The 23,605-nt window shown below is 43.4% G+C and carries 25 protein-coding genes; 10 read left to right on the plus strand and 15 right to left on the minus strand.

The genetic code is table 11. The annotated features are described in order from the left end of the window. Nucleotides 1-56: 56 nt before the first annotated feature. On the plus strand, nucleotides 57-215 hold the full coding sequence (locus tag C1A09_RS16735) for a hypothetical protein (RefSeq protein ID WP_370738725.1): 159 nt from the start codon (nucleotides 57-59) through the stop codon (nucleotides 213-215). A gap of 11 nt (nucleotides 216-226) precedes the next feature. Here C1A09_RS16735 and C1A09_RS16505 read toward each other — a convergent pair whose 3' ends face one another. Genes C1A09_RS16505 through C1A09_RS07650 form a run of 3 tightly spaced genes read right to left on the minus strand, consistent with a single transcriptional unit; the run spans nucleotide 227 to nucleotide 2,164 of the window. After that, nucleotides 227-625 carry a hypothetical protein gene (locus tag C1A09_RS16505; RefSeq protein WP_171059043.1) on the minus strand — a complete coding sequence of 133 codons (399 nt, stop codon included), beginning with the start codon at nucleotides 623-625 and terminating at the stop codon, nucleotides 227-229. Between the two features lie 10 nt (nucleotides 626-635). Then, nucleotides 636-1,088: a hypothetical protein gene (locus C1A09_RS07645; protein WP_007571948.1), complete on the minus strand. Its 453-nt coding sequence runs from the start codon at nucleotides 1,086-1,088 to the stop codon at nucleotides 636-638. 26 nt (nucleotides 1,089-1,114) lie between these two features. Next, on the minus strand, nucleotides 1,115-2,164 hold the full coding sequence (locus C1A09_RS07650) for a hypothetical protein (RefSeq protein WP_007571947.1): 1,050 nt from the start codon (nucleotides 2,162-2,164) through the stop codon (nucleotides 1,115-1,117). A 234-nt stretch (nucleotides 2,165-2,398) separates the two neighbouring features. On the opposite strand from C1A09_RS07650, the gene C1A09_RS07655 reads away from it, so the two are divergent. Both C1A09_RS07655 and C1A09_RS07660 read left to right on the plus strand, forming a co-directional pair. Next, entirely contained in the window at nucleotides 2,399-3,046 is a 648-nt protein-coding gene (locus C1A09_RS07655; RefSeq protein WP_007571946.1) for a recombinase family protein, read from the plus strand. Nucleotides 3,047-3,381: 335 nt separating this feature from the next. Next, nucleotides 3,382-3,714, plus strand: a complete 333-nt coding sequence (locus C1A09_RS07660) for a DMT family transporter (RefSeq protein WP_008654963.1) — start codon at nucleotides 3,382-3,384, stop codon at nucleotides 3,712-3,714. Nucleotides 3,715-3,814: 100 nt separating this feature from the next. On the opposite strand, the gene C1A09_RS07665 is transcribed toward C1A09_RS07660, so the two are convergent. Both C1A09_RS07665 and C1A09_RS07670 read right to left on the minus strand, forming a co-directional pair. Then, nucleotides 3,815-4,051, minus strand: a complete 237-nt coding sequence (locus C1A09_RS07665; RefSeq protein ID WP_007571944.1) for a winged helix-turn-helix domain-containing protein — start codon at nucleotides 4,049-4,051, stop codon at nucleotides 3,815-3,817. A gap of 210 nt (nucleotides 4,052-4,261) precedes the next feature. Then, nucleotides 4,262-5,626: an MATE family efflux transporter gene (locus C1A09_RS07670; RefSeq protein ID WP_007571943.1), complete on the minus strand. Its 1,365-nt coding sequence runs from the start codon at nucleotides 5,624-5,626 to the stop codon at nucleotides 4,262-4,264. Between the two features lie 217 nt (nucleotides 5,627-5,843). On the opposite strand from C1A09_RS07670, the gene C1A09_RS07675 reads away from it, so the two are divergent. Further along, nucleotides 5,844-6,125, plus strand: coding sequence for an HU family DNA-binding protein (locus C1A09_RS07675; RefSeq protein ID WP_007571941.1), 282 nt, complete (start codon nucleotides 5,844-5,846; stop codon nucleotides 6,123-6,125). Nucleotides 6,126-6,222: 97 nt separating this feature from the next. Continuing rightward, nucleotides 6,223-6,615 (plus strand): hypothetical protein, encoded by a 393-nt coding sequence (locus C1A09_RS07680; protein ID WP_007571940.1) that lies wholly within the window; start codon nucleotides 6,223-6,225, stop codon nucleotides 6,613-6,615. Between the two features lie 59 nt (nucleotides 6,616-6,674). Here the strand turns inward: C1A09_RS07680 and C1A09_RS07685 are convergent, their stop codons facing one another. From C1A09_RS07685 to C1A09_RS07705, 4 genes are all read right to left on the minus strand, one after another. Next, on the minus strand, nucleotides 6,675-6,989 hold the full coding sequence (locus C1A09_RS07685) for a hypothetical protein (protein WP_007571936.1): 315 nt from the start codon (nucleotides 6,987-6,989) through the stop codon (nucleotides 6,675-6,677). A 469-nt stretch (nucleotides 6,990-7,458) separates the two neighbouring features. Then, a complete protein-coding gene (locus C1A09_RS07695; protein ID WP_007571930.1) occupies nucleotides 7,459-8,148 on the minus strand; it encodes a DUF1281 family ferredoxin-like fold protein in 690 nt (229 codons plus the stop codon). Nucleotides 8,149-8,574: 426 nt separating this feature from the next. Then, nucleotides 8,575-9,102, minus strand: coding sequence for a hypothetical protein (locus C1A09_RS07700; RefSeq protein ID WP_007571928.1), 528 nt, complete (start codon nucleotides 9,100-9,102; stop codon nucleotides 8,575-8,577). Nucleotides 9,103-9,482: 380 nt separating this feature from the next. Further along, nucleotides 9,483-9,866 carry a single-stranded DNA-binding protein gene (locus C1A09_RS07705; RefSeq protein ID WP_007571923.1) on the minus strand — a complete coding sequence of 128 codons (384 nt, stop codon included), beginning with the start codon at nucleotides 9,864-9,866 and terminating at the stop codon, nucleotides 9,483-9,485. Between the two features lie 213 nt (nucleotides 9,867-10,079). Between C1A09_RS07705 and C1A09_RS07710 the strand changes: the two genes are divergently transcribed. Next, nucleotides 10,080-10,274: a hypothetical protein gene (locus C1A09_RS07710; protein WP_080715528.1), complete on the plus strand. Its 195-nt coding sequence runs from the start codon at nucleotides 10,080-10,082 to the stop codon at nucleotides 10,272-10,274. 304 nt (nucleotides 10,275-10,578) lie between these two features. On the opposite strand, the gene C1A09_RS07715 is transcribed toward C1A09_RS07710, so the two are convergent. Genes C1A09_RS07715 through C1A09_RS07740 form a run of 6 tightly spaced genes read right to left on the minus strand, consistent with a single transcriptional unit; the run spans nucleotide 10,579 to nucleotide 13,188 of the window. Then, nucleotides 10,579-11,721, minus strand: coding sequence for an IS481 family transposase (locus C1A09_RS07715; RefSeq protein ID WP_005867787.1), 1,143 nt, complete (start codon nucleotides 11,719-11,721; stop codon nucleotides 10,579-10,581). Nucleotides 11,722-11,769: 48 nt separating this feature from the next. After that, nucleotides 11,770-12,036 (minus strand): DUF8466 domain-containing protein, encoded by a 267-nt coding sequence (locus tag C1A09_RS07720; protein ID WP_101543423.1) that lies wholly within the window; start codon nucleotides 12,034-12,036, stop codon nucleotides 11,770-11,772. Nucleotides 12,037-12,040: 4 nt separating this feature from the next. Then, on the minus strand, nucleotides 12,041-12,337 hold the full coding sequence (locus tag C1A09_RS07725) for a hypothetical protein (protein WP_007571910.1): 297 nt from the start codon (nucleotides 12,335-12,337) through the stop codon (nucleotides 12,041-12,043). Nucleotides 12,338-12,349: 12 nt separating this feature from the next. Beyond that, entirely contained in the window at nucleotides 12,350-12,682 is a 333-nt protein-coding gene (locus tag C1A09_RS07730) for a hypothetical protein (RefSeq protein WP_007571909.1), read from the minus strand. A gap of 14 nt (nucleotides 12,683-12,696) precedes the next feature. Continuing rightward, nucleotides 12,697-12,873 (minus strand): hypothetical protein, encoded by a 177-nt coding sequence (locus tag C1A09_RS07735; RefSeq protein ID WP_007571908.1) that lies wholly within the window; start codon nucleotides 12,871-12,873, stop codon nucleotides 12,697-12,699. Between the two features lie 18 nt (nucleotides 12,874-12,891). Continuing rightward, complete coding sequence (locus tag C1A09_RS07740) at nucleotides 12,892-13,188, minus strand: hypothetical protein (protein ID WP_007571905.1); 297 nt, start codon at nucleotides 13,186-13,188, stop codon at nucleotides 12,892-12,894. Nucleotides 13,189-13,949: 761 nt separating this feature from the next. On the opposite strand from C1A09_RS07740, the gene C1A09_RS07750 reads away from it, so the two are divergent. The 4 genes from C1A09_RS07750 (at nucleotide 13,950) to C1A09_RS07765 (ending at nucleotide 23,594) form a co-directional block, all read left to right on the plus strand. Further along, the gene (locus C1A09_RS07750; RefSeq protein WP_281258233.1) at nucleotides 13,950-15,524 is read left to right on the plus strand and encodes a hybrid sensor histidine kinase/response regulator transcription factor; all 1,575 of its coding nucleotides are present in this window, start codon (nucleotides 13,950-13,952) and stop codon (nucleotides 15,522-15,524) included. A 252-nt stretch (nucleotides 15,525-15,776) separates the two neighbouring features. Continuing rightward, nucleotides 15,777-18,911, plus strand: a complete 3,135-nt coding sequence (locus tag C1A09_RS07755; RefSeq protein WP_101543010.1) for a SusC/RagA family TonB-linked outer membrane protein — start codon at nucleotides 15,777-15,779, stop codon at nucleotides 18,909-18,911. Nucleotides 18,912-18,923: 12 nt separating this feature from the next. Next, nucleotides 18,924-20,786 carry a RagB/SusD family nutrient uptake outer membrane protein gene (locus C1A09_RS07760; RefSeq protein ID WP_101543011.1) on the plus strand — a complete coding sequence of 621 codons (1,863 nt, stop codon included), beginning with the start codon at nucleotides 18,924-18,926 and terminating at the stop codon, nucleotides 20,784-20,786. A gap of 30 nt (nucleotides 20,787-20,816) precedes the next feature. Continuing rightward, entirely contained in the window at nucleotides 20,817-23,594 is a 2,778-nt protein-coding gene (locus C1A09_RS07765; protein ID WP_180949193.1) for a SusC/RagA family TonB-linked outer membrane protein, read from the plus strand. Nucleotides 23,595-23,605 lie beyond the last annotated feature (11 nt).

The raw sequence follows: 23,605 nt of genomic DNA on the forward strand, positions 1-23,605 counted from the left end.
ACAATGGTGGATGGCACAACACCGAACTCGCCGGGGTGTCCGCTCGTATAGACATAATGGAAGAGGAGCAATACGATAAGCAGCACATGGGTGTACAACCTGCGGGCCTTTTCGCTCCATATCATTTTATCGTAGAATTTTGCCATGAAGTAACGTCTGCTCCTGTACAACAGTGCCGGAAGGACGACAGGCATTGCAAGAAACACAAACTGTAATATAATCCAAGTCATAACAGGTAATAGGGTTTTGAAGGTATGTGAACGGGCCGTACCACGAGTTCCAAGCGGACAATCCCGTGGGTGGCCAAGCGGATAATGTTCTCGGTGTCTTCAGCTGTCAGGGACGATGCGCCTTTCTTCATCCGGGACTTGAATATGCCGTTCTGCTTGCGGTATGTAGCCAGTGCCGCGTCCAGATCATGCTCCGGAATCGTCCACGTCATGCCCCGGTCGTATGTGCCATGCGGTTTGCAAGCACGCAGTACCAGCGTGCGGGAAACCAGGAAATCGGTCCGGTTGTTCCTCGGAATGACGTGCTCCTTGTAGAGGTTGTCATCGGCCACCTCTATCCATGTGCGGTATGTGTCGATGCAGAAAATCATCTGGCGATATATCGTGTTTCGCATAGGAACTGTTTTACATGAAATCCAACAGCACGTCTTCCAGCTCCTTCTTGTACTTGAAGCTGCCGTTTCCGGTGTGGAGTTTCAAGTCGAGAGACAGGTCGCCGTACATCAGTTCCAACGAATCGTAAACGGTCGCGATGACGCGGTTTACCTTACCGTCCGCGTCTGTCCGGGCGTTCATCTTGAACATTTGTCCGAAAGCGGGATTGGAGTAGGCACAGGTGCTATGACCGGATTTTTCCAATCCGACCGGCACATGGTGGTAGAGCGTGATCAGCTCCATGTCGTCCTCGAATATGTCCATGACCTCCTCCAAATCATAGGGGTCCCGCAACGGGAACGTGAGCAGAACGTAGTCGCCGTAAAACTGCGGCTCCTCCATTGTCGCCACATTGAGAAGCTGCGGCATTTGCAGGGGTACGAACGACATGAAGTCATCCAGAAAGTGTCGTAACATAATCATATATCGTTTATTTTATGAATAGGCTTTTACAAAGAGGCGATGAATATCTCCATGAGCATACCGGGCAGCTCGTCCAACCGGTTGTTCTCTGACGACAGGATTTTACGCAGTGTCTCGAAAGCGCCGGGTGTTTCGGTCGCAATCCGGTCGAGGGCTTTCTTATCCTCTGGGGAAAGAAGCGTCATACAGAGGCCGTCCAAGGAAGCGTAGGGCTGGAGTATCATCCAGATGTAGGCGTGCGCCTGTTCGGGTGTCGCGATTTCGCCCCGATGTATGTCGTCGAGACAGGTACGCACGTTCTGTATCAGTCGGCGGTCGGCACGCAGGGCCATGTATATCAGGGCCTCCTTGTAGGTAATCTCTTTGCGTCCGGCAGCGAGAAACACCTCGGAACAGCACTTCTCCGTGTCGCGGGTAATGTCGGCCATGTTTGCACTGCCGGAATCGTGCAGACCGGACAGAAAAGCGCGAAAAACGGCGTCTTCTTTCTCGATGAATCTCTTGAGGTCACGACTGTCGTGTATGCCGTTGTTCAGGGTTCCGGCAAGCAACTTACGATATGCCGACAGCGTTTGCTCCTTGTTGCCACGGTAGGCAGGCCGTTTATCCAGCGCTGCGAAAAACGGGCGGATCTCCTCGGCGGAACGGTGTAGTTCCACGTCTCCGGCATAGGGAGAGAACCGCTCTTTTAAGCTCAACACTTCCTTGTAGGTGCGCGGTTTCGACAGGGCCAACCGGGAAAGTTCCGAGCAAATGGAGTCGTGTAACAGACGACATTCTTCCCGTGTGCCGGAATGGGCCTGACGGGCCGTGTCCTGCCGAATGGCTGCAGCCACGGAATCTTTCAAGGTTTGCCATTCCCCGATACATACAGTCAGCTCTTCAAAGGAAAGTTCTTGGGACTTGCGTATCTCGGAGAGGTACTCTCTGTACAGACCGGCAGGCGTGTCTTGGGGTTCCGCCAGTGATTTGCCGTTCGGACTGTCGCATGACGGGAATGTGAAAACGGCAATCGAAGCGGCAGAAAGTCCAGCAATGGGAAGTATGATTTTTAAGTATGATTTTCTACTATTCATTGTTCAATTTTGAATTTTACAGCGCAAATCTAAGTATTATTTTCAAGATGGCAAGTGTTGAAATTTGTTTTATAAGCTATTTTTAACATTACACTTAATAGTTTGATTTTCAATGAAAACAAGTGAAAAAAACGGGAGATTTAAGTGCTTTATTCGATTTTCCGTTCAAAGTATGGTTTAGTTTAAAATAAAACTGTTATATTTGTACTTGTTATCATAGAAGTGTACAATGAGATGGCAAAAGTAGGTTACATATTTAAGGCGGATCGTTACGACGGGTTCGAGGCTGACAAAGAATGGATGCAGAAGTACGGCTGTGTACAAGTGATAGAGGAACCGGTCGAAAGCGAGGCGCTACGGCCTAAATGGAAACAGCTTGTGGCGAGCCTCGAAAGGGGTGACGAGGTAGTGGTGGCCAAATTCAGCAATGCCCTCCGAGGGTCGCGCGAACTGTCGGCTTTCATTGAGTTGTGCCGTATCAAGGTGGTACGCATCATATCCATCCATGACCGGATCGACTCACGGGGTAAACTGTTTCCCGAAACGACGGTTGCCGATGTGCTGGAGATGTTCGGGGCGCTTCCCGAAGAGGTGGCGATACTGCGATATTCGTCCGCACGTGTCTTGAACCTGCAACAGAACGCGAAGATTCCGAAGAAAACGATGAAGGCTATGGATAAGGCCGACAAGGAAAATACTATTGTTGACATGTATGTCAACGGCCATTCATTCGAGGACATCATGGCGGTAAGCGGGTACAGCAGTCGGAGTTCGGTATTCAGCGTGCTCCACAGGCATGGGGTAAAACTCAACAGGGGGAAATTCAGCGGCCCCTTGGGAACCCGGAAAAAGAAAAAGGACGACAGTCCGGCGGAAGAATAACCCGTAAAACGAAAAGGGCGGCGGCAACTACCGCTTATAAACGGTTTAACTGTCGGAAAACAAGATTGAAAGGGATTCGCACTCTTGGTAACAAACAGCAGATGTTTAATTTATTAATACAGGTTAAATAAAAACGTAGTATGGAAGTAATATTGATAATCGTTGTGTTCTGGGTAGTGGGTAAACTTCTGAAAGCGGTGTTCGGCGGTTTTAGCAAGAGCGACTACCGGCGTGACCAGTAACACGTATGAGGCAACGGCGGCATTGTCTTGCCGGTTCTTTCGTGTCAGGAGTCGGAATATGATTCGTATAAATCAAAAGATGAATGTAGATAAATGAAAACTTACCTTATCTTGTTTTTGGCTATCGTTTTTGAAACTGTAGCCACTTCTTTCTTGAAACAGAGCGAACAGTTTACCAAACTCGTTCCGTCCGTATTGACCGTTCTGGGGTACGCGGCGGCTTTCTATTGCTTGAGTGTCGTACTGAAGAGCATTCCGGTAGGCATAGCTTACGCCATTTGGTCGGGAGTGGGTATCATTCTTATCGCGCTTATCGGCTTTTTCGTTTTCAAACAGCACCTCGACCTGGCTGCCATCATCGGGCTGGTCCTGATTATTGCCGGAGTGGTCGTCATCAATGTCTTCTCCAACTCGGTCTCTCATTGATGGAAGTGTCCCGTCATTGTGTTCTATACCAAACGAAAAGAAAGAAATCATGTTTTTCATCAGCATGGTTTCTTTCTTTTTTCAGCATTATAGGAAGGAGTCAAATATATACATTCAACATAAGATACAAGTATGCCTTTTCGTCCTTACTGTTATGATGTTCAAGTTCGAATTGTACCTTATCTTCACGGGCCAACCAGCCAATAGCACTACCCAACTCGGCATCATCCATCCCTGTAATTTTCTTTATCTCTGAAAATTCCCATTTACGGAGATGGTCACTATTCAATAAACGCCAAACTTTACCAGCGTTCTCGCCAATGATGTATTTATCCATAAATTATAATATATTTATTGTTATATGTATATAATATGCTATGCAAATGTACAGTTTTGATAACGAATTATTGCTTACGACCCATTAATGTTTATTAATACATCATGCATTTGGCGGAATTTTTATTCCGGATAACTGCTCAGAATGCCGCTACCAATCTTTAAACTTTTTTGATAGCGGCATTTTACATGGAACCTAAATCCGAAAAAATTACCTGCAAATTATGGCACGTTGCCGGGAATATATCCAAAATGTAACGACAATCACTAAAGTCGTCAGAATTTCAGACAACGGTAAGGCGAGCCAAATTCCTTTTACTCCCATTATGGCAGGTAATGCCATGAAGCACGGAACCAGAAAAACAAGTCCGCGCAAGACAGCAAATGTGATGGCCGGCTTTACTTGTTCCATGCTCTGATAATATCCGATAATGGAGAGGTTCAAAATAAAGAAGATGAACCCCGTGCCATAATAAGGGAATCCTTCTATCGCTATGCGTGCGGCAGTATTGTCAATGCGCAAGAATAGTCCGACAAGCAATTCAGGAAACAGGATAAAGGCGGCAGTAGAAATGACTCCGCAAACTAATGCCGCAAACACGGAAACGCGTAAGGCGGAACGAACTCTTTCCGTGCTTCCTGTGCCGAAATTGTAACTGATAATAGGCTGGGCAGATTGGGCAATGGCGTTACCTATCATGAAGACGAACGGGAGATAATAACAGCTTACTCCGAAAGCACCTACTCCGTCATCTCCCAAATGGCGCATGAATACCTGGTTGCCGATGAACAGCAATATCGCCATTGTCAATTCGCCTAACAAGGCGGATGATCCTATCTTACACTGCATTCCTATATCATGGAAGAAGAATAAAATCTTTTTTCTACCCGGACGAAGAGAATGCAAACGAGTGTCACGGGCATAGAACAACAAGTAACCCATCGCCACCGCTGCCCCGGCCAAACAACTCAGGGAGGTAGCAAATGCCGCCCCCATCACTCCCCAGCCCAGCGGGAAGATGAACAGCCAGTCGAGAACGACATTCACCGCTGCGGCTATGATGCTGCACCACATGGCGAGTTTCGGAGCGCCGTCCAGGCGCATGGCAAACAAGGCGACGGCAATCCACAACTCGAACAGCAGAGACGGGGAAAACCAGACCAGATAATCGACAACCAGCGGCAGCAAATGCTCCGACGAGCCAAGCATACGGGCGGTTTCTTCGGGAAACGCCAGAATGAATCCTCCGACGGTTACGGATATGAGCGTCACGAAAAGCATGGCTTGGGTGATGGTCGCACGTGCCAAAACGGTTTTTCCTTTCGACAAGTAAATGGAAGCGATTACGGAACAACCTGCCCCCATCATCAGTCCAACACCCATGAGTGACATCAGTAGAGGGACGCAGATATTTACAGCTGCAATCCCGTCGCTGCCCACGCCGTGTCCCACGAAAATCCCGTCGATAGTCGTTACCGCCGACATACTCAACATTCCCAACAGAGTGGGGAAAAACAGTTTCTTAAACAGAACGGAAACTCTCTCATTCCCAAAATCAATCACTTTTTCTTTCATACGTCTTTGTATTTTATATTATATGGTTTACTTCCGGCAGAAAACGACGGAAGCCGGATAAGACGATGGTTTTACCCAGTCATCTTATCCGGCTTCCATAGCCCTCCGATGAGGATTATAAAATGTCCTTTGCGTTATTTCGCCGCAAAGGTGGGCCAAAGATTTGACTTATCCAAAAAAAGTTGCATTTTTGTACATTGCTATTTAATTCTTATATATGACAAAAGCAGAAATTGTTAGCCGGATTGCACAGCAGACCGGAATAGAGAAAGAGGTCGTAATGACCGTGGTCGAGGCATTCATGGAGAATGTAAAAGATGCGATGATTGCCGGGAACGAAGTGTTCCTGCGGGGTTTCGGTAGCTTCATTATCAAGCAAAGGGCAGAGAAGGTGGCCCGTAACATATCAAAGAACACAACTATTGTGATTCCGGCTCATTCCATCCCCGCCTTCAAACCGGCAAAAGTATTCCTGAATGCCGTAAAAGAGGGAAAATAAAGGACGTGTAAAAGTTTCATTTTATTTTGTAGATTTGTATCTATTAGCGATTTAAGAGGGATTAAGTTTTTAGTCTAAAAGATAATACAGAATTGTTATGATTAAAGAATTGAGAGTTGGCAATTACGTTGCTTATAAAGGTAAACCATCTTTGGTTTGTGCATTGGATTATGATCCTAAGTTGAGAAAAGAGAATATATCCGTTGTTTATAAATGGGGAGAACCTCCGTATAAAACAAATGGAGACATTCAGCCAATATTACTTACTGAAAAATTGGTTTTGCAATGCGGTTTTAATCAGCTTGACGATTATACATTTGACAATGATGAAATGGAGATTACACAAGACTGGGATGATCAAACTGTATATTACATTACCACTCATGCTAATGAATATACGGTAAGCGGACACCGCATAGAATACTTACACCAGCTCCAGAATGCGTATTTTTGTTTATCTGGTGGAAAAGAATTAGAAGTTAACCTATAAAGAAAAGAGGCTTTTAGAACTGCCTCTTTTTCTTTATATCATGCGAGGGTATTATATATTTAATCCGTCACCTCCCAGTAATAGCTTAACTCGTTCCCTTTCAGATTCTCTTTGGCGTATTGGTCGGCTTGTTCCCAAAGAGTATTGTAAAGTACCGCCATATCCGGTCTGTTTTCATAGTATTGCCATATCTTATGGTTAAGTACCAATGTCAGTTCCGTCAAGAACTTATAGTCCCCTTTCCACTCCCTGAAAGCCCGGTTGAAAGTGTCCAAAACAGCCGCCAACCCAAATCTGTCCGCTATTGAGAAGTCTTCCCAAAAGGTTGTTTGTAACTCATAACCGTTCTCTTGCATAAATTCTTTAAATGTCATACGCTCTAAATTTTAAGTTTGAACTATTTTTTGTTTTTCCCTTTGGTACAATCCTGTACCGAAAGGTTGATTATTTTTCTGCCTATAGGATTGACGGTCGGTCCAGGCAAGAAGGCTGCGAAAAATACACTCTCCAACAAAGTCGGGGAGGAAGATTTTTCGACAGCAAGCGTAAGCGGTTCTTGACAGGACAGACAAGCGGCAATCGAACTTTGCAGAAAAAATAAGCGGGCTTTCGGCATGGAGTGTTGGGAAACGGCTGTAAGGAGGATAAAACGGGGGAAGCTAAAATGTTATAAAAGGATTACTTTCCGGCTGGATAGTCACGGTACAAAGGGGAACGGACCGCGTTTCGATAAAAGGGAAAGAGCCATGAAGATATAAAGGGGGAATTCCGGCAAAAGGATTCAGGACACATCCATTGTCAATGTATCCCGAACCTGCACCGGTCATTATCTGTACCGAATGTTTAGGAAACCCATTTGTAACCTTCGTCCGTCAGTTCAAAATATTCGTCCATTCCCGGTTTCACAAAAAACATGATTTCAAAGGCTTCGTTGCTTCTACCTTCGGGTATCGTCATGTTGATTTCTCCATTGCGGGCTGTTCCTCTTCCCGTATTGAAACCTAAGTCTTCGTCCGCATAGGCGTAATGGAATTCCACATCCGGAAATATCTCGGAAAGTTTTTGGATAAGCAGTGGCACTCCATTCCATGCCGTATCGAACCAAAGTATGTTCGGCTCTTCAAAGTCTTGGTGATAGGCATTCCATTTTGTACCCCATGTGGCGGTAGACCACTCGTACCAAGTGGGATAACCGTACTTTTTCCGATTTTCCAAATACGATGCTCCAAGTTGCAGCGCTTCTTTTCTGTCCTTTTCCGCCAATCCTTCTATCCATTGAATGGTTCTCAAAGCATCATCGTCCAATAAAAAATAGAATGGCTTCAACTGCATTGCTTCAAGGTATTTCATACCCAAATCTCCACTGCTGCTTTTTTCTATCAACAGTTCTTCAGGCATAGGAATGATGTTGTTGAAGTCGATGTAACAAGGCGTATTGTCATCATCGGTTTTACCTTTTAAGAAATTCATTACTTTTTGTACTGTTTCCCGGTCTGCGTTTATTTCTAAACGGTTTGTCACATGATTAGGCATAATCTTAGTTTTTTGAAATTGTTAATACTTATTTTCCCTTTTGTCGGTTCTTTCTTCCTGAACCGCTTTGGGGTTTTACGGATGCGGTACACGGCTGTCGGGAAAACTTCATACGGTGGCTTTCCTTGGAAAATTACTCTTACCCCGGTAAGGAAGAATTTTGCAAGAAATGCACTTCAAGCCACCGGATCAAGTGCGACGGCCTACCTTTGCATCTGGTAAAACCAAACCGGTGATGGAAAGAAGAAAAGACGGGAGATATACGAAAGACCGGGGTCGGTATAAAAGGCGGATATTGCTCCGTGAGTAGTGATAAAAAGGAATGGAGCTGATTATAAAAGGAGACGGTTCTGTGTTTCGCCCATTCGATAAAGGATACCGCAACCATCTCTGGCGGATGCGTTGCGGTATTTTGTGGACAGCATTTTATGCGGCCTTGTCCGGCTTGCGCTGCCTTGTTTTCCAGCCGTACACGGCGGCTACATACGGATAGAGGGAACGTGTTCTCCGGCGGAAACCTTCTTCGTCGATTTCACGGTTGTAAATCTTATCGGCGATACGCTCCGCTTCATCACGGTCTTTGGCGATACGATACAAGGTGTAGTTCGTACCGTCATGATGGCCCATCCGTCCGCGAATGTTATAGCCGTCGCCGTACCATTCTGCATCGTCGCACTGGGATTTCAAAATATCGGCAATGGTGCTGCCCAATATTTGATAGCCTTGTCTCCGGCCGTTCCATAATCCCAAGTTGCCGAACACGACAATAATGCCGTCCACTTCTTTATTCAGGTTGCTCCGTTCGTCGTCCAGCCAGCGATATACTTCTTCTGCCCATTCTTCATCGCTGACCTCGTAACAGTCATCGTCCAATATTTCCCGTTGTGAATTTTGATAGTATTCTTTTGCCGTTTCGTCCAACAGGTCATAGCTTGACCAAATCATCTGTTTCATACGTCTTGAATTTTAAGTTTGACTTTTGTTTTTTTATCCCTGCCTTCGGAGGGTTTCCCTCGTCCGGCGGGATTTGATTTTACGTGCGGACCACAAGGCGGACAGAAGGGAAACAAGGCAAGGAGGAAGCGGATAGTCCTATGGACGATTTCATTTGTGTTGAACAAGTATTGACGAGCTTGCGAGTTGATGGTTGTTAACCTCAAATGAAGCCGCGCCTTGCCGGTTCCCGACCGCCTTAACTTTGCACGGGAAAATCAATGGACGACGGCGGACTCTTCGTGTGGAGTATGAAGGAGTATAAAAGTATAGACGTTCCGGAACGGTAACGAGCAAAACAAAAGCGGCCTTCGGGCCGCTTTGTCTCAAAAAGGCAGGAATTACTTCTTGCCCTTCTTCGGTTTCTTTGCCGGTTCCGCAGGAACTTCCTCCTCTTTATCGACAGCCGGATAAAATTTGACTGCAACCGTCACGATGCGGTTGTGCAGCACGCCGTCTTTGTCGGTCCATTCTTCGGGTTTAAAATAGCCCTCCACGGTAAGCAGCGTGCCCTTGGTGAGCTGGTCGAACGACCCGGTATTCTCGTTCTTGCGCCACGCTTCAATGTTCATGAAAGCGGATATACGCTTGGTATCTTCGCCGTTCTTCTCCTGACGGGCCACTGCCAGCGGGAAACGTGCGACACTTGTGGTGGTGAACTGACGGACTTCGGCATCTTTTGCCACGAATCCGGTTACTGCGAAATTGTTCTCGATCTTTTTCATTGCGATTGCTTTTTGAAGTTAATAAATCAGTTTTACGGTGCATAAAAGTAGGTGCAGTAAAGGGCTGCACCAAGGATAGCGCATAAATACTCTTTATTTTGGAGGCGAAGCCCCAAACCGCAAGCCCGATAAAGGAAGATTTGTGCGATACGCCATTGGTCAAGACCATCGGGTCGCGCCCGTCTGCATACTAACTTTGCAACGAAAAACGATATGGCGACTTCAAATAGAAAGCGGTCGCGAAAAAGTCGAGGCGAAACAATCCGCAGCGGACTCGGAAACATGAAAGACCTGTCCGTCCACCGACACAAGACCGCTCCCGTTCCGGCAGGTGGGCGGGAAGAACATCAGGCGAGAAAGTGTATCGGCTGTTTGGGGTTGAAGCGGCAAGAACGATATACCGTTTAACAACCATATACGCTGCATCGTGGAAAATACTATCGGACGAAGATCCGGCAAAAGGCGTGTGCGACGTATCGATATCGCTGTCTCTATCCGGCAAGAGAAATGAGGGAAAGAAGAGGTAAAGGAAAAATGGCCGAAGTCTGCCTTGAAACAAAGCGGAGAAGCCGCCTTTGCATGAGTGGCCGTTCGATATAAAAGGATATGGCGCAGCCGAAATGTATAAAGGGGTATTTCCGAAGGAAACGGTATGAGTGTCTGTTCGGAAATAAAAGAGGTGTAATAGTCAAGACTTGTTCTGACAGCTTGTTTAGTATCGGACAAAAAAACTGTCAGCTGTTTGTTGCGAAGTTACGCAACTTTCTTGACTCTCACAACCGGATGGTGTTATATTAACGCCATTCGGTTTTATTGTTTCCTGATTTTGGAGTTTGTATTTCCTTGCGACGGCAATCCCTTCGATAAAAGTCTGCATGGGTGTTTTTCCGAAACAGTACTTTCCGGAGTGGGTTCTTTGGGTGTTGTAGGAGTTCATCCACGCATCGAGGTCTGTTTGCAGTTGCTCAATAGAGGTATAGATTTTCTTTCTAAATGCGATTGCATAGAACTCGTTCTGCACGGTTCTGTTGAATCTCTCGCAGATGCCGTTTGTCTGCGGGCTTTTCGCCTTGATTTTAGAGTGGTCTATATCCTCCACAGCCAGATACAGTTCATATTCGTGGTTTTCTCTGTTTCCGCAGTATTCCGTTCCTCTGTCTGTGAGCATACGCATCAGCTTCAGGTCATGCTGCTCGAAGAAAGGCACTATCCTGTCATTGAGCATATCGGCAGCGACAAGGGCGTTCTTCCTGTCGTATAGCTTAGCAAATCCGATTTTGGAGTAAGTGTCAATGACGGTCTGCTGATAAATGTGTCCGACACCTTTGATGTGTCCAACATAATAAGTATCCTGGGCGACAAGGAAACCGGGATAATAGGTTTCTATCTCTCCATGAGCCTGTTTCTCTTCCTTTGCTTTCTCCAATGCAGCCACTTGGTTCTCATCAAGGATAATGCCCTCTTGTTCCACTTTGGCAGACAATGCTTTCAGGCGTTTCTGGAAGGTCTCCATATCGTGCCGCAGCCAAATGGAGCGTACTCCGCCCGGCGAAACAAGAATGCCTTTCTTCCGCAATTCATTGGATACACGCACCTGCCCCAATGCCGGATTGTCTATCGCCATCCCTACCACAGCCTGCTCGATGTGTTCTTCCACACGGTTCTTTATGACAGGCTTACGGCGTGAGATCTCCTGCAAGGCGATTTCACCTCCTTGTTCATACAGCTCCTTAAAACGATAAAAACTGTCACGGCTATAACCCATAATCTTGCAAGCACGTGATACGTTTCCTAACTGTTGGGAGAGTTCAAGCAATCCCAGTTTGTTCTTGATGACTTTTTCTGATGTGGTCATAACTCAATCTGTTTTCTGTTACAAATTTATTCTTTTTATACGTAACTGTCAGATTAAGTCTTGACTATTACACATAATCCGATGTTTGAAAATCCTGTTTTTATCGCTCGGTCGCCGTTGCTTTATCCAGATATGGTGTGCTCCGTATCCGAATATGAAATAGTCGTCGAGCGTGGTTTCGTTCTTCAAGCGTTCCATACTTGCCCGAAGTTCGGTTTCGTCAGTTGCAAAAAGAATCGTGTTCATGATTCGGAAATAGATTTCTTCCGCTTCATCGCTATAGCGGCAAAAGACGTGTTCGATTGTTACGTTCATGGTTCTATTGGTTTGATTGAGGTGTTTCGGGTACATTAGTCATTATTGATTCTCCGTCTTGATTGAAAATTTCTATTGTCGGGTTGCCGTCGTTTTCTTCGGGGAGCATAGATTCCGATGTATCGGTCAATGCTTGCCACTCTTCATAGCAAAGACGGTTGTCAATGATGTTCGACACGTCCTCACAGTTCCATGAGCGGACGATTGCCTCGGCTTCTTCATAACTGTCCGCTTTCACACTGAAATAATCCCGTTCCCAACTTGTAACCTTACGGTCTTGATAAAATTTGTATTCTCCCATATCCTTGTTGTTTTAACCGCTTACTTCTACAATATCCTCTATTCTGCCGTACAGTATCGAGCGTAACGCTGTTTTGTCAATCGCATAATACTCGTGAATACTTCCGTGCTGTTTGACGAAATACCGTTTGAGGATGTCGGAAAAGTCAAAGTGATAACCGCTCAAGGCAATTCCACGTTTGAAATAGATACTTTCCCATACGTTACGGGTAATCCAGTTCTTTTCTTCCCGGTTTAACTTGCCTCCGTTGTTCAGGTGTACCCGCAATTTGTAAACCTTGCTGTCCTGCAATGTCGCCAGTTCGGGAATGTCCCATTTGACGAATTTTGTTGCTATCTGTGTCATACGTTTGCTATCGTTTAATCATGGATAATCACTTCATCACGGTATTCTGAAATTTCCTTGCCGCTTTCAAGGCGGACAACTATGGTATTGCCATAGTCGCCCACGATTGTGCCTTCCATGTAACCTTTATATGGATTGAGCAACGTGCAGGACAAACCGATAATATCGCTATCTTCTTCGTATTCGTACATAGTGAATTGTGTTTAGGTTTAGGATAACTTAATGTTCCATTTACCTTGCGAGAATATCCGAAAGCTCACGTATTCGTCCTCTAACTCGTATGTCAGTATGCGGATATAGATTTTGTCTTTGGCTGCCAATAAGGCTATTAATTCGTTGATTGCTTTTTCCGGGTATTCCCAGCGGGAATCAAATTCGGCATCTACCGTGTCGCCATACCGGTTGACAAAGCCGTTGAAATTATCGTCCAGAAATGCCTCTATCTTATTGAGGTCTTGTTTGTTTTCCGTACTTGCGTGGAAAATGTTTGTTGCGTAGTTTGCCATAACTTTGAATTTTAAGTTTTCTTTTTTCCCTCTTGTAGCATCCAGCTACTTTCGGGCTTGATTTAATTATGTCGCTTCAAAAGGTGTCATGGCTCTTTATGCAAGGTTTCACGATTAAATACTACCCGTGCGGAACGGAGGGTGGAGATTTTGTCGTGAACCGTTAGGCTTTGACCTTGCATACAAGAAAGACATGACAAGTACCTTTGCGACACAATTCATATCAGGCAGCCCGAAAGCGGATGTGCGAACACAGGGAAGAGAAGATCTCGTGTAAAAGGTTGATGGTTTATAAAAAGGGGGTTGCAGCGAAAAGAAAAATATGACGTGGAATGTTTTTTTCTTTTGGCTGTACAATGGGACCGGAGTGTTTTACGAAGTTCGGGAAAAGGTTTAGTTTAGTCCATTAGCCTATATATATGCTAAATCAAAGTAAACTATATTTAGGCAGCCAAATTTGCCTGCCTATAAGTTTTTCCTTATCTTTGTATGAACTAAAGAATACTTGCTTTTTTCTTTTGGCTGCAGTGGTTCTTGGAAGCTCACATGCAACCATCGGACGAAAAAAATCTGGTGGGAAGCTGTTCAAGAAGTCCCGATTATAAGCAAGTGCAAAGAAAGAAACAGAGTGAAAACAAAAAATTGGGAAATACCTTTAATTAACGATTTTGTTTCTTGTTTGTTCCTTAATTAAAATCGTGAAATTTTCAACAATCTGATTTTCAAATCATTATATAAACTATTTTTGAGAGATTGAATTTATTACCAATATTTCACACGAATTCAGAACACCTTTGACGCTGATAATAGGGCAAATAGAAATGTTGTTGCAGTTGGATAAGTTATCTCCTACTCTGAATAAGCGCTTACATGGCATATACAAGAATGCAATGAATTTACGTTTTTTGATAACTGAGTTGTTGGATTTTAGAAAACAGGAGCAGGGTTTCCTGAAGTTGAAAGTTGAGTGTGTAGATATTATTCCATTCATGAAAGAAGTCTATCAGTCATTTATAGATCTTGCTCGAAAAAGGAATATCAGCTATACGTTCGAACATGCAGAAGAGAAAATAGACTTATGGTTTGATGCCATACAAATGCAGAAAGTATTGTTCAATTTATTGTCGAATGCCTTTAAGTATACACCCGAAGGAGGACACATTAAGATTTCTATTAAGCGGCAACAACGAACTGTTGAAATAGCAGTAGCAGATACTGGTTGCGGAATTCCCGAAGGATCTTTATCGAAAATATTTGAGCGTTTTTATCAGGTAAATGATGGTCCTGGGAAAAATATTTTGGGAAGTGGCATTGGTTTGGCCTTTACAAAAGGTATTGTAGATGCTCACAAAGGCGAAATAAAAGTAGAAAGTGTATTAGGAGAGGGAAGCTGCTTCAAGATACAACTGTTATTGGGAAATGGACATTTTACTGCCGAAGAACTTGAATATGAGCAGACTGTAGTACACTCATTGGATTGGGAAGAAGAAGGTATACTTATAGCGGAAGAAATATTGCCGGATAATACTGCCCTTGAAAATGATGATCCGCTGGAAGAAGAGAAGGAGGGACTACCTAGTATTTTGATTGTAGAAGATGATGAGGAGATGTTGGATATGTTGGTAGGAATATTTTCGCCCACCTATACGGTCCATAAAGCAATGAATGGGCAGATTGGATTTGATATGGCATGCCAACTACATCCTAATTTGATTGTGAGTGATGTTATGATGCCGGTAATGTCAGGTAGTGAATTGTGTAGTAAGATTAAAAATTCGTTGGAGTTATCTTATATTCCAGTTGTGTTACTTACGGCGCAATCTTCGGTAGATTATACGATAGAAGGATATATGTCAGGTGCTGATGATTATATCACAAAACCGTTTAATGTCAAGGTATTGTTGACACGTTGTAATAATTTGCTGAATAGCCGGAAAAAATTAATGGCTCGATTGAATATGGTTATAAAGGAAGAGCAGGATGTGAAGACTTTGGGTACCAGTATAGTCGATCAGAAACTATTGGATACTGCAACTGCTGTGATAAAACAGAACTTTGACAATCCGGATTTTGATATGAATATGTTGGCTTCCGAGTTGAATATGGGACGAAGTAAATTATTTCTTCGTTTTAAGGAAGTGGTAGGGCTTACTCCCAATGAGTTTACTTTAAAACTTAAATTGGAAGAAGCTTTGAGAATGTTGAAAGAAGAACCGCAATATAATGTTTCGGAAATATCTTATCGGTTAGGTTTTTCTTCTTCTCGTTATTTCAGTCGTTGCTTCAAAGATTTGTTCGGAGTTTCTCCTCAGAACTACCGAAAGAAAATTCATTAACGAATATCCCCCCTAATAAGTTCATTATTCTTCTATTTGTTGCTGTGCACTTATAGTCCGAAGTGCGGCATATATAGTCCGACGTACTATTTGTGTCTTAGACAATTGTGTGAAGCTAAGTTTTTCATGTTTAATAATTCTTTATTTGCGCATCTTTTTGAGAGGTTTGAAAAGTGTCGGATTTTGATATTAAATTACATAAATATGTATATAGAGAATGAAGAACATGAATTTTAAATTAAAATCTAACTTATGAGAAACAGAGTTTGGTTATTTGCTTTTGCTTTGTTAGTCTTGTATGCGGGTAAGACGTGGGGTAGTGATGTTCGCGTCCAATCGGTGAATACAACGCAACAGGCTAGAGAAAAAGTAGTGACGGGTACGGTCTCTGATGATATGGGACCGGTAGCGGGTGCTACAGTTATGGTAAAAGGTACCACACATGGTGTGATTACAGACATGGATGGTAAGTTTACGTTGAAGCTTCCGGTAGGGAAGACTCTTGTTGTTTCTTTTGTAGGATATCAGGATAAAGAAATCGTCTACAAAGGAGAAAGTGAACTGAAGATTTTTATATCAGAAGATGTGACACAACTGGAAGAAGTGCAGGTCATAGCTTATGGTACTACTAAAAAGGTAACGGTAACAGGTGCTTTGGCTTCGGTGAAGTCGGACGAAATCATGAAATCTCCGGTAGGTAGTATTGCCAATGCTTTAAGTGGTAAAGTCCCGGGACTATCCAGTGTACAGACTAGTGGTCAACCGGGTGCCGATGATGCTACTTTGTATGTACGTGGAGTTGGTTCTTTAACTACCGGATTATCCAGTCCGTTATGTTTAGTTGATGGTGTGGAACGTTCGTTCACTCAGTTGGATCCTAATGAAATAGAAGATATCACTGTTTTGAAAGATGCTTCGGCTACTGCTGTGTTCGGTGTACGTGGTGCCAATGGTGTTATTCTGGTTACTACTAAACGCGGACAACAAGGTAAAGCGAAAATATCGTTTTCTACCAGTATGGCAATTCAGATGCCTACCAATATTCCGGAGTTTGCCAACAGTTACGATTATGCTACCACCTATAATGCTGCACAATTACGCGATGGAGTGGCAGAAGATAAGCTGATGTTCTCTGATGAAATTCTGGAAGCTTTCCGTACACATAGTAATCCTTTGATTTATGCGGATACAGACTGGACCGATCTTATGATAAGGAACACGGCGTTACAGACTCAGCATAACTTATCCATTTCCGGAGGTTCGGAACGGGTTCGTTATTTTGCATCGTTGGGTGTATTTACACAAGATGGCCTTTTCACTACGTTTGATAATGGCAATGACAAAGGTTTCAAATACAACCGTTACAACTATCGTATCAATATGGATATAGACGTGACGAAGACTACTGCCATGAAAATCAACTTGGGAGGACGTCTGTCAGACCAACGTCAACCTAACTATAATAACGGTACATATACAGACATTTCATATTTGTTTGACAATATTTACAGTGCCGTTCCTTTCTCAGGTGCCGGTATTGTAGACGGAAAATGGATAGTAGGTGATAAGGCTACTTTCGGCTCATTCGGTACATTGAATGACGGTTTAGGTGCCTATTATGGAAAAGGATATAACACAACGACCGGAAATACAATCAATTTCGACTTTTCATTGGAGCAAAAACTGAATTTTATTACAAAAGGTCTGGTTGCTCATGTTAAGGGCGCTTATAATAGTGGTGTTACCTATAATAAACGTCGTGAGGGTCGTATTGAGAATTACCAGGCTGTGAAAGGCGAGAATGGTGAAGCCATTTTGAAGAAATCTCAGGAATCACAGACACTGGGATTTAGCCAGTCAACAGGACAAAGCCGTAACTGGTATCTGGAAGCAGCCTTGAATTATCAACGTAATTTCGGTGAACATCATGTGTCTGCTCTTGCCATGTATAATCAGACCATGAAATATTATTTTAGTAATAATTATCCTGGTATTCCTCGTGCTTATGTTGGTTTTGTGGGTCGTCTTACTTATGACTGGAAGACACGCTACTTGCTCGATCTGAGCTTAGGTTATAATGGTTCCGAGAACTTTGCGGAAGGAAAGCGCTTTGGTACGTTCCCTGCCGGATCTATTGGCTGGATACTTTCTGAAGAAAAATTCATGCAAGCTTTAAAACCGGCGGTAAATTATCTGAAGATTCGTGCTTCTTTCGGTATTGTAGGTAATGATATTGTATCCAATAGTTCACGTTTTCTGTACTTGCCGGATAATTATACGCTCAGTACAGGATCTGTAAACTTTGGATCCATCACTAACAATAAATTGCCCGGTTCCAAAGAATCTCTGGTCGGTAATCCAGATGTTACATGGGAAACTGCTGCTAAGCAGAATTATGGAGTTGATTTACATTTCTTCGACAGTCGTTTGAAGACTTCTTTTGATTACTTTATAGAACATCGTAAGGATATCTTGATTTCCCGTCAGGTAAATCCCGGTTATCTTGCTATTTCTTTACCGATTGTCAACATGGGTAAGGTAGATAACAAAGGTTTTGAAGTAACAGCCCGTTGGGAAGATAGAATTCGTAACTTTAGTTATTATATCGGAACAAACTGGTCGTATGCCAAGAATAAAGTAATTTTTAAAGATGAAATTCCTCAACCTTATGAGTGGATGTGCGAAACCGGACGTCCTGTAGGGCAGCAGTTCGGTTATGTAACCGATGGTTTCTTCTCAGAAACGGATGCGGAGAACTATGAAAACGTGAAAGGTACGGAAGATGGAATTCCCGATCATGGTGCCGGTTTCTCACCCAAACCCGGTGACGTGAAGTATAAAGATTTGAATGGCGATCACAAAATTGATATTAATGACAAGTCAGCCATTGGTTATCCTACCTATCCGCTTTTGAATGGTAACTTACAAGCAGGTTTTTCTTGGAAAGGTTTTGATTTCAGTATGACTTGGGCTGGCGCATTTAAAACTTCTCGTTTGGTGAGCAGCATTTATCGTACTCCTTTCGGACAGACTGGTACCAACTCACTGATGCAATATATGATCGACGATGCTTGGACACCGGAAAAGGGTAACAGTGCAAAAGCTCCTGCCATCTCTTTGACAGGTAGTAAAACAAATAACTATCAAGATTCTGATTTGTGGTTGCGCGATGCCTCTTATGTTCGTCTGAAGAATATCGAACTTGGTTATTCTTTCCCGAAACAGTTGTTGCAGAAGATACATATCAATTCTCTGCGTCTTTCAGTATCCGGATACAACCTGTTGACATTTAGCGATCTGGATTTTTGTGATCCGGAATCCAATGCAAACGGACGGGCATATCCGTTGATTAAGATCGTGAATTTCGGTTTGAAAGTTGGATTTTAATAAACTGTATTTATGAAAAAGATAAAGAAACATTTTCATGTCATTATATTGATGTTGGGGTTGGTTACAACCATCTCCTGTGAGGACTTGGCGTTTGGAGATAAATTCCTGCAGAAACCGCCCAGTACAGACGTTACTATCGATACTGTTTTCTCTACCGCTGAATATGCCCGCCGTGTATTGTGGTATAGTTATCAGTATCTGCCATACGGACTTGATACGAAGAACTATTGGACCGGTATGTGGTTGGGAAATTTGGAAGGACTGACAGATTTGAATTGCGATAATGTGGGATATTCCGGTGTACAAAAGATTTATTATAACGGCAATTACGATGCCGGAAAAGAAAATCGGCCACGCGCTACTTATATGGCAACTAAGATGTGGTTTAACGATGCAGATACTCATATATGGTCTTCTATTCGTAACGCTTGGTTGGTAGTAGCCAATATAGATCGTGTGCCAGACATGGACCAGGAGGAAAAAGAGCGCTTGAAAGCAGAGGCGAAAATGGTTGTGGCTGTTCAATATGCCAATATGCTACGCCACTATGGCGCATTGCCCATTATTGACCATGCGCTTGCGGCATCGGACGAAATGCCGGCACGTGCTACTCTGCAAGAAACGGTGGATTTCATTATTCGTTTGTTGGATGAAGCGATTAACTGTCCCCAATTCCCGTGGAGAGTTTCGGATGCGGATATGGCTCAGTGGGATGGACGCCTCTGCAAGGCAGGAGCCTATGGCTTAAAAGCGAGAGTACTGCTATTTGTCGCAAGTCCGCTATTTAATAGTGACCAACCTTATGCTGCAGGTGAAGCTTCCGAAAAATTGATGACTTGGTTTGGCGGTTATGACCACGAACGTTGGAAAAAGGCTATTGATGCCTGTGAAGCCTTTTTCACCGCATTGAATGCTAACGGCTATTTCCGGATGGTACAGAAAAGTGATGTTGCCGAGAATGAGTACCGTTATGCTTTCCGTAAGGCTTATTTTGATCGCGGTACTACTGAAACTTTGATATCTGTACACAGGAACATTTATAGCGCAAGTTTGAGTTCGGGAGATTTAATGTTATGGAACGCTATCCGTTGGGGTGGTTACAATCCGACCAAAGAATATTTCGACATGTTTCCTATGGCTGATGGTAGTGATTTTGACTGGAATAATCCCGAACATACTAAAAATCCCTTTGTCAACCGTGATCCCCGTCTGAACGAAACTTTCCTGATGGATGGTGATATTTTTCAAGGAAGAACAGCGGGCTTGACAGCTCCCAAGACAGATGATAAGGAAAATTATCCTGCAGGAAGAGATTGGGAAATAGGTGCCATGAACAAATTGAGCCTGAAGACCGGAATAGCTTGCCGGAAATGGGGACTGGATCGTGGTGCGGAACTGAAGGGACATGTCATTCAGTGGCCTTTCTTGCGCATAGCCGAACTTTATCTGACTTATGCGGAAGCATTGAATGAGTATCATCGAGGTCCTAATTCTACGGCATATAGCTATGTCAATCAGGTGCGCGCCCGTGTTGGTTTGGGAGGACTGAAGGAAGGAATGAACCAGGAACAGTTCCGTGCTGCCGTGCTTCGTGAACGTGCTTGTGAATTTGGTTATGAAGAAGTACGTTTCTTCGACTTAATTCGCTGGAAGATGGAAGAGAAGTTCACTACACCATTACATGGCCTGAATGTCTATAAAAACAAAAACGACGGTTCTTATATCTGTGAACCTTTCTCTCTTGCAAATTCAGACAGAAAGCGTGCTTGGTGGAATGCCGGTGGTTTCTCTCCAATCTGGTATCTAAGCGCTTTCCCTTCAGACGAGGTTAACAAACAATACGGATTGGTACAAAATCCGGGTTGGGAATAATATTTCTGAAAATTAGAAATGAAGATTATTATGAGTAAAAGATTAAATATACTATTAGCCGGTGTGTTGTGTTCATGTGGTATGATGGCACAACAAGATACTTTGACGGTTCATAAAAACCGGGAGGCAATAGAATTGGGACGTACTATTACCTATGACGCACAGGAAGTGACAGGTGCAATTTCTGTAGCTACTAATGACGCCCTTTCACATAAAAACAGTATCAAGCCTTCTAACCAATTGTTTGGTACAATTCCGGGCTTGCAGGTTTTACAAAACGCCGGTACAGTGTGGGAAAACGGAGCCACTATGTATATACGTGGACTTGGTACTACAAGTTCCAAAACTCCGCTCATCCTGGTCGATGGTTTTGAACGGTCTATTGACGAACTGAGTTCAGAAGAAATTGAATCTGTAAGTGTGTTGAAAGATGCTGTAGCCACTGCTTTGTATGGCATTCGCGGTGCCAATGGAGTGGTACTTGTGAAAACCAAACGCGGAACAATGGGGGCACCCCGTATTAATTTCTCTTATGAGTTCAATATGGCTACTCCTAAATACTTACCGGATTTTGTAGATGGTTATACGTATGCCAATGCCTTGAATGAGGCTATGAAAAATGACGGACTTGATCCTCGTTATTCTTCGGCCGAACTCGATGCTTTCAAAAACCAGACATATCCGAGTGTTTACCCGAATGTAGACTGGATGGATGAATCATTGAGAAATATGAGTTATGGAGATAATGTGAACTTCTCTGCACAAGGGGGTGGTAAGTTTGTACGTTATTATACAATGTTGAACTTTTTGGATAATCGCGGTATTCTGAAACCTACGGAAGAAACCGATGGTTATTCTACTCAATTTAAGTATTCACGTTTGAATATCCGTACAAATCTGGATATTACGGTGACTCCTACCACTACCGTACAGTTGAACTTGTTGGGTAATTTCTCTGAGCATAATCGTCCCGGAGAGTCGACAGGGAATATTTTCTCCGCATTGTATCAGGTTCCGTCAGGCGCTTTCCCTGTCAAGACAGATAGAGGCATTTATGGGGGTACAACAACTTATAGCAACAACCCGGTCGGTTTGATTGCGGGCAGAGGATATGCCCGTTCACAAACTCGTGCCATGTATGCCGATATGCATTTGAAACAAGATTTGTCTGCCATTCTTCCCGGATGGTCGGCCGGTTTCAAAGTTGGTATCGACAATACGGCTTCCTATTGGGATAACAATACGAAGAACTTCGGTTATGAAGCAGCCACTATTGATTTGACAACTGGTGAAAAAGGGTATACAACACTTCGAAATGAAGGAACACTTTCTTTTTCAAAGAGTGTAGGTTCTGTAACGACCCACTTCAATTTGGAGGCATATACTAATTATATGAAGCAATGGAACAAGCATAACCTGAATGCTACTTTACTTTATTCAATGGATAAGAAGAACTCGAAAGACCAGAATACAGGACGTGCTTTTATGGACATAGTGGGTAGCGTACACTATGCTTACGACAACCGCTATTTGTTGGACTTCACAATGTCCGGTTCGGCTTCCAGTATCCTTGATCCGGATAAACGTTGGGGAATTTTCCCGGCAGTAGGTGCCGGATGGGTTCTTTCTGAAGAAGACTTCATGAAGAATGACTGGTTGAACCTGTTGAAAGTAAGAGCGTCTTATGGTATTTCCGGACGTGCGGACTATGGTGTTAATCTTTTCCAGGATATTTATGGCAGTGGTAACTCATACTATTTCTGGACTACCAACCCAAGTTCTTCAAGTGGTATGAAGTTTACTCAATTAGGTATTGATAATATGACTTATGAAAAATCTCATAAACTGAATGTTGGTATAGATTTCAGAGCGTGGAATAAACTTTCTTTGACTTTGGATGCTTTCTACGATCATCGCACGGATATTCTGGTAGCCGGCAGTGGTGCCATTTCTCAGACATTCGGTATGTCTGTTCCCAGTATCAACGATGGTGTTGTAGATAATAAAGGAGTAGAAGTAGCTTTGAACTGGGATGATAAATTAGGTGATTTCTCTTATCATCTGGGCGGACAATTTACTTTTGCGCGCAATGAAATTATCAATCAGAATGAGGAATATCGTCCTTATGATTATCTGAAACGTACAGGACGTCCTATCGGGCAGATTTATGGATATGAAGTTGTAGGAATATATCAGTCGCAAGAAGAAATTGATAATCGCGAAGTGAAACAATATTTGGGTAGTGTACGTCCGGGTGACTTGATGTTCAAAGATCAGAATGGAGATAACCGGGTTGACTCATACGACCAGGTGCCGTTGGGATATAATTCTACTTGTCCTGAGATTTATTATTCATTCGATTTAGGAGCTGAATATAAAGGTTTCGGTGTTTATGCGTTGTTCCAGGGAGTGGGTAATTATAGCCAAATATTGAACACACCGAGTCTTTACCGTCCTATCGTAAGTAATAATACAATTTCTACCTATTATTGGGAAAATCGCTGGAGCGAAACAAACCCGACCGGAACATTACCGCGTCTGACTTATTCCGGTTCAGATAATAACTACAGTACGAATTCGATGTGGGTGGCCGATGCTTCTTATCTGAAATTGAGAACACTGGAGGTGTATTATAATTTCCCGTCCAGATTGCTCAAGAAAACTGGCTTCTTAGGGGGTGCTAAGCTTTTTGCCCGTGCACACGATTTGTTCAGCATTGATAATCTTGATCTTCGTGATCCGGAATCTATCGGTGCAGAACATCCTACGATGACTCAGTATACTTTCGGATTTAATTTATCTTTCTAAAACTTTGAATC

It is taken from the genome of Bacteroides cutis, assembly GCF_900241005.1.
GTDB lineage: Bacteria > Bacteroidota > Bacteroidia > Bacteroidales > Bacteroidaceae > Bacteroides > Bacteroides cutis.

Coding starts and splice junctions, on each gene's coding strand:
- C1A09_RS16735 (WP_370738725.1), top strand. CDS start 57: ATGGAAGAGGAGCAATACGATAAGCAGCACATGGGTGTACAACCTGCG.
- C1A09_RS16505 (WP_171059043.1), bottom strand. CDS start 625: ATGCGAAACACGATATATCGCCAGATGATTTTCTGCATCGACACATAC.
- C1A09_RS07645 (WP_007571948.1), bottom strand. CDS start 1,088: ATGATTATGTTACGACACTTTCTGGATGACTTCATGTCGTTCGTACCC.
- C1A09_RS07650 (WP_007571947.1), bottom strand. CDS start 2,164: ATGAATAGTAGAAAATCATACTTAAAAATCATACTTCCCATTGCTGGA.
- C1A09_RS07655 (WP_007571946.1), top strand. CDS start 2,399: ATGGCAAAAGTAGGTTACATATTTAAGGCGGATCGTTACGACGGGTTC.
- C1A09_RS07660 (WP_008654963.1), top strand. CDS start 3,382: ATGAAAACTTACCTTATCTTGTTTTTGGCTATCGTTTTTGAAACTGTA.
- C1A09_RS07665 (WP_007571944.1), bottom strand. CDS start 4,051: ATGGATAAATACATCATTGGCGAGAACGCTGGTAAAGTTTGGCGTTTA.
- C1A09_RS07670 (WP_007571943.1), bottom strand. CDS start 5,626: ATGAAAGAAAAAGTGATTGATTTTGGGAATGAGAGAGTTTCCGTTCTG.
- C1A09_RS07675 (WP_007571941.1), top strand. CDS start 5,844: ATGACAAAAGCAGAAATTGTTAGCCGGATTGCACAGCAGACCGGAATA.
- C1A09_RS07680 (WP_007571940.1), top strand. CDS start 6,223: ATGATTAAAGAATTGAGAGTTGGCAATTACGTTGCTTATAAAGGTAAA.
- C1A09_RS07685 (WP_007571936.1), bottom strand. CDS start 6,989: ATGACATTTAAAGAATTTATGCAAGAGAACGGTTATGAGTTACAAACA.
- C1A09_RS07695 (WP_007571930.1), bottom strand. CDS start 8,148: ATGCCTAATCATGTGACAAACCGTTTAGAAATAAACGCAGACCGGGAA.
- C1A09_RS07700 (WP_007571928.1), bottom strand. CDS start 9,102: ATGAAACAGATGATTTGGTCAAGCTATGACCTGTTGGACGAAACGGCA.
- C1A09_RS07705 (WP_007571923.1), bottom strand. CDS start 9,866: ATGAAAAAGATCGAGAACAATTTCGCAGTAACCGGATTCGTGGCAAAA.
- C1A09_RS07710 (WP_080715528.1), top strand. CDS start 10,080: ATGGCGACTTCAAATAGAAAGCGGTCGCGAAAAAGTCGAGGCGAAACA.
- C1A09_RS07715 (WP_005867787.1), bottom strand. CDS start 11,721: ATGACCACATCAGAAAAAGTCATCAAGAACAAACTGGGATTGCTTGAA.
- C1A09_RS07720 (WP_101543423.1), bottom strand. CDS start 12,036: ATGAACGTAACAATCGAACACGTCTTTTGCCGCTATAGCGATGAAGCG.
- C1A09_RS07725 (WP_007571910.1), bottom strand. CDS start 12,337: ATGGGAGAATACAAATTTTATCAAGACCGTAAGGTTACAAGTTGGGAA.
- C1A09_RS07730 (WP_007571909.1), bottom strand. CDS start 12,682: ATGACACAGATAGCAACAAAATTCGTCAAATGGGACATTCCCGAACTG.
- C1A09_RS07735 (WP_007571908.1), bottom strand. CDS start 12,873: ATGTACGAATACGAAGAAGATAGCGATATTATCGGTTTGTCCTGCACG.
- C1A09_RS07740 (WP_007571905.1), bottom strand. CDS start 13,188: ATGGCAAACTACGCAACAAACATTTTCCACGCAAGTACGGAAAACAAA.
- C1A09_RS07755 (WP_101543010.1), top strand. CDS start 15,777: ATGAGAAACAGAGTTTGGTTATTTGCTTTTGCTTTGTTAGTCTTGTAT.
- C1A09_RS07760 (WP_101543011.1), top strand. CDS start 18,924: ATGAAAAAGATAAAGAAACATTTTCATGTCATTATATTGATGTTGGGG.
- C1A09_RS07765 (WP_180949193.1), top strand. CDS start 20,817: ATGAGTAAAAGATTAAATATACTATTAGCCGGTGTGTTGTGTTCATGT.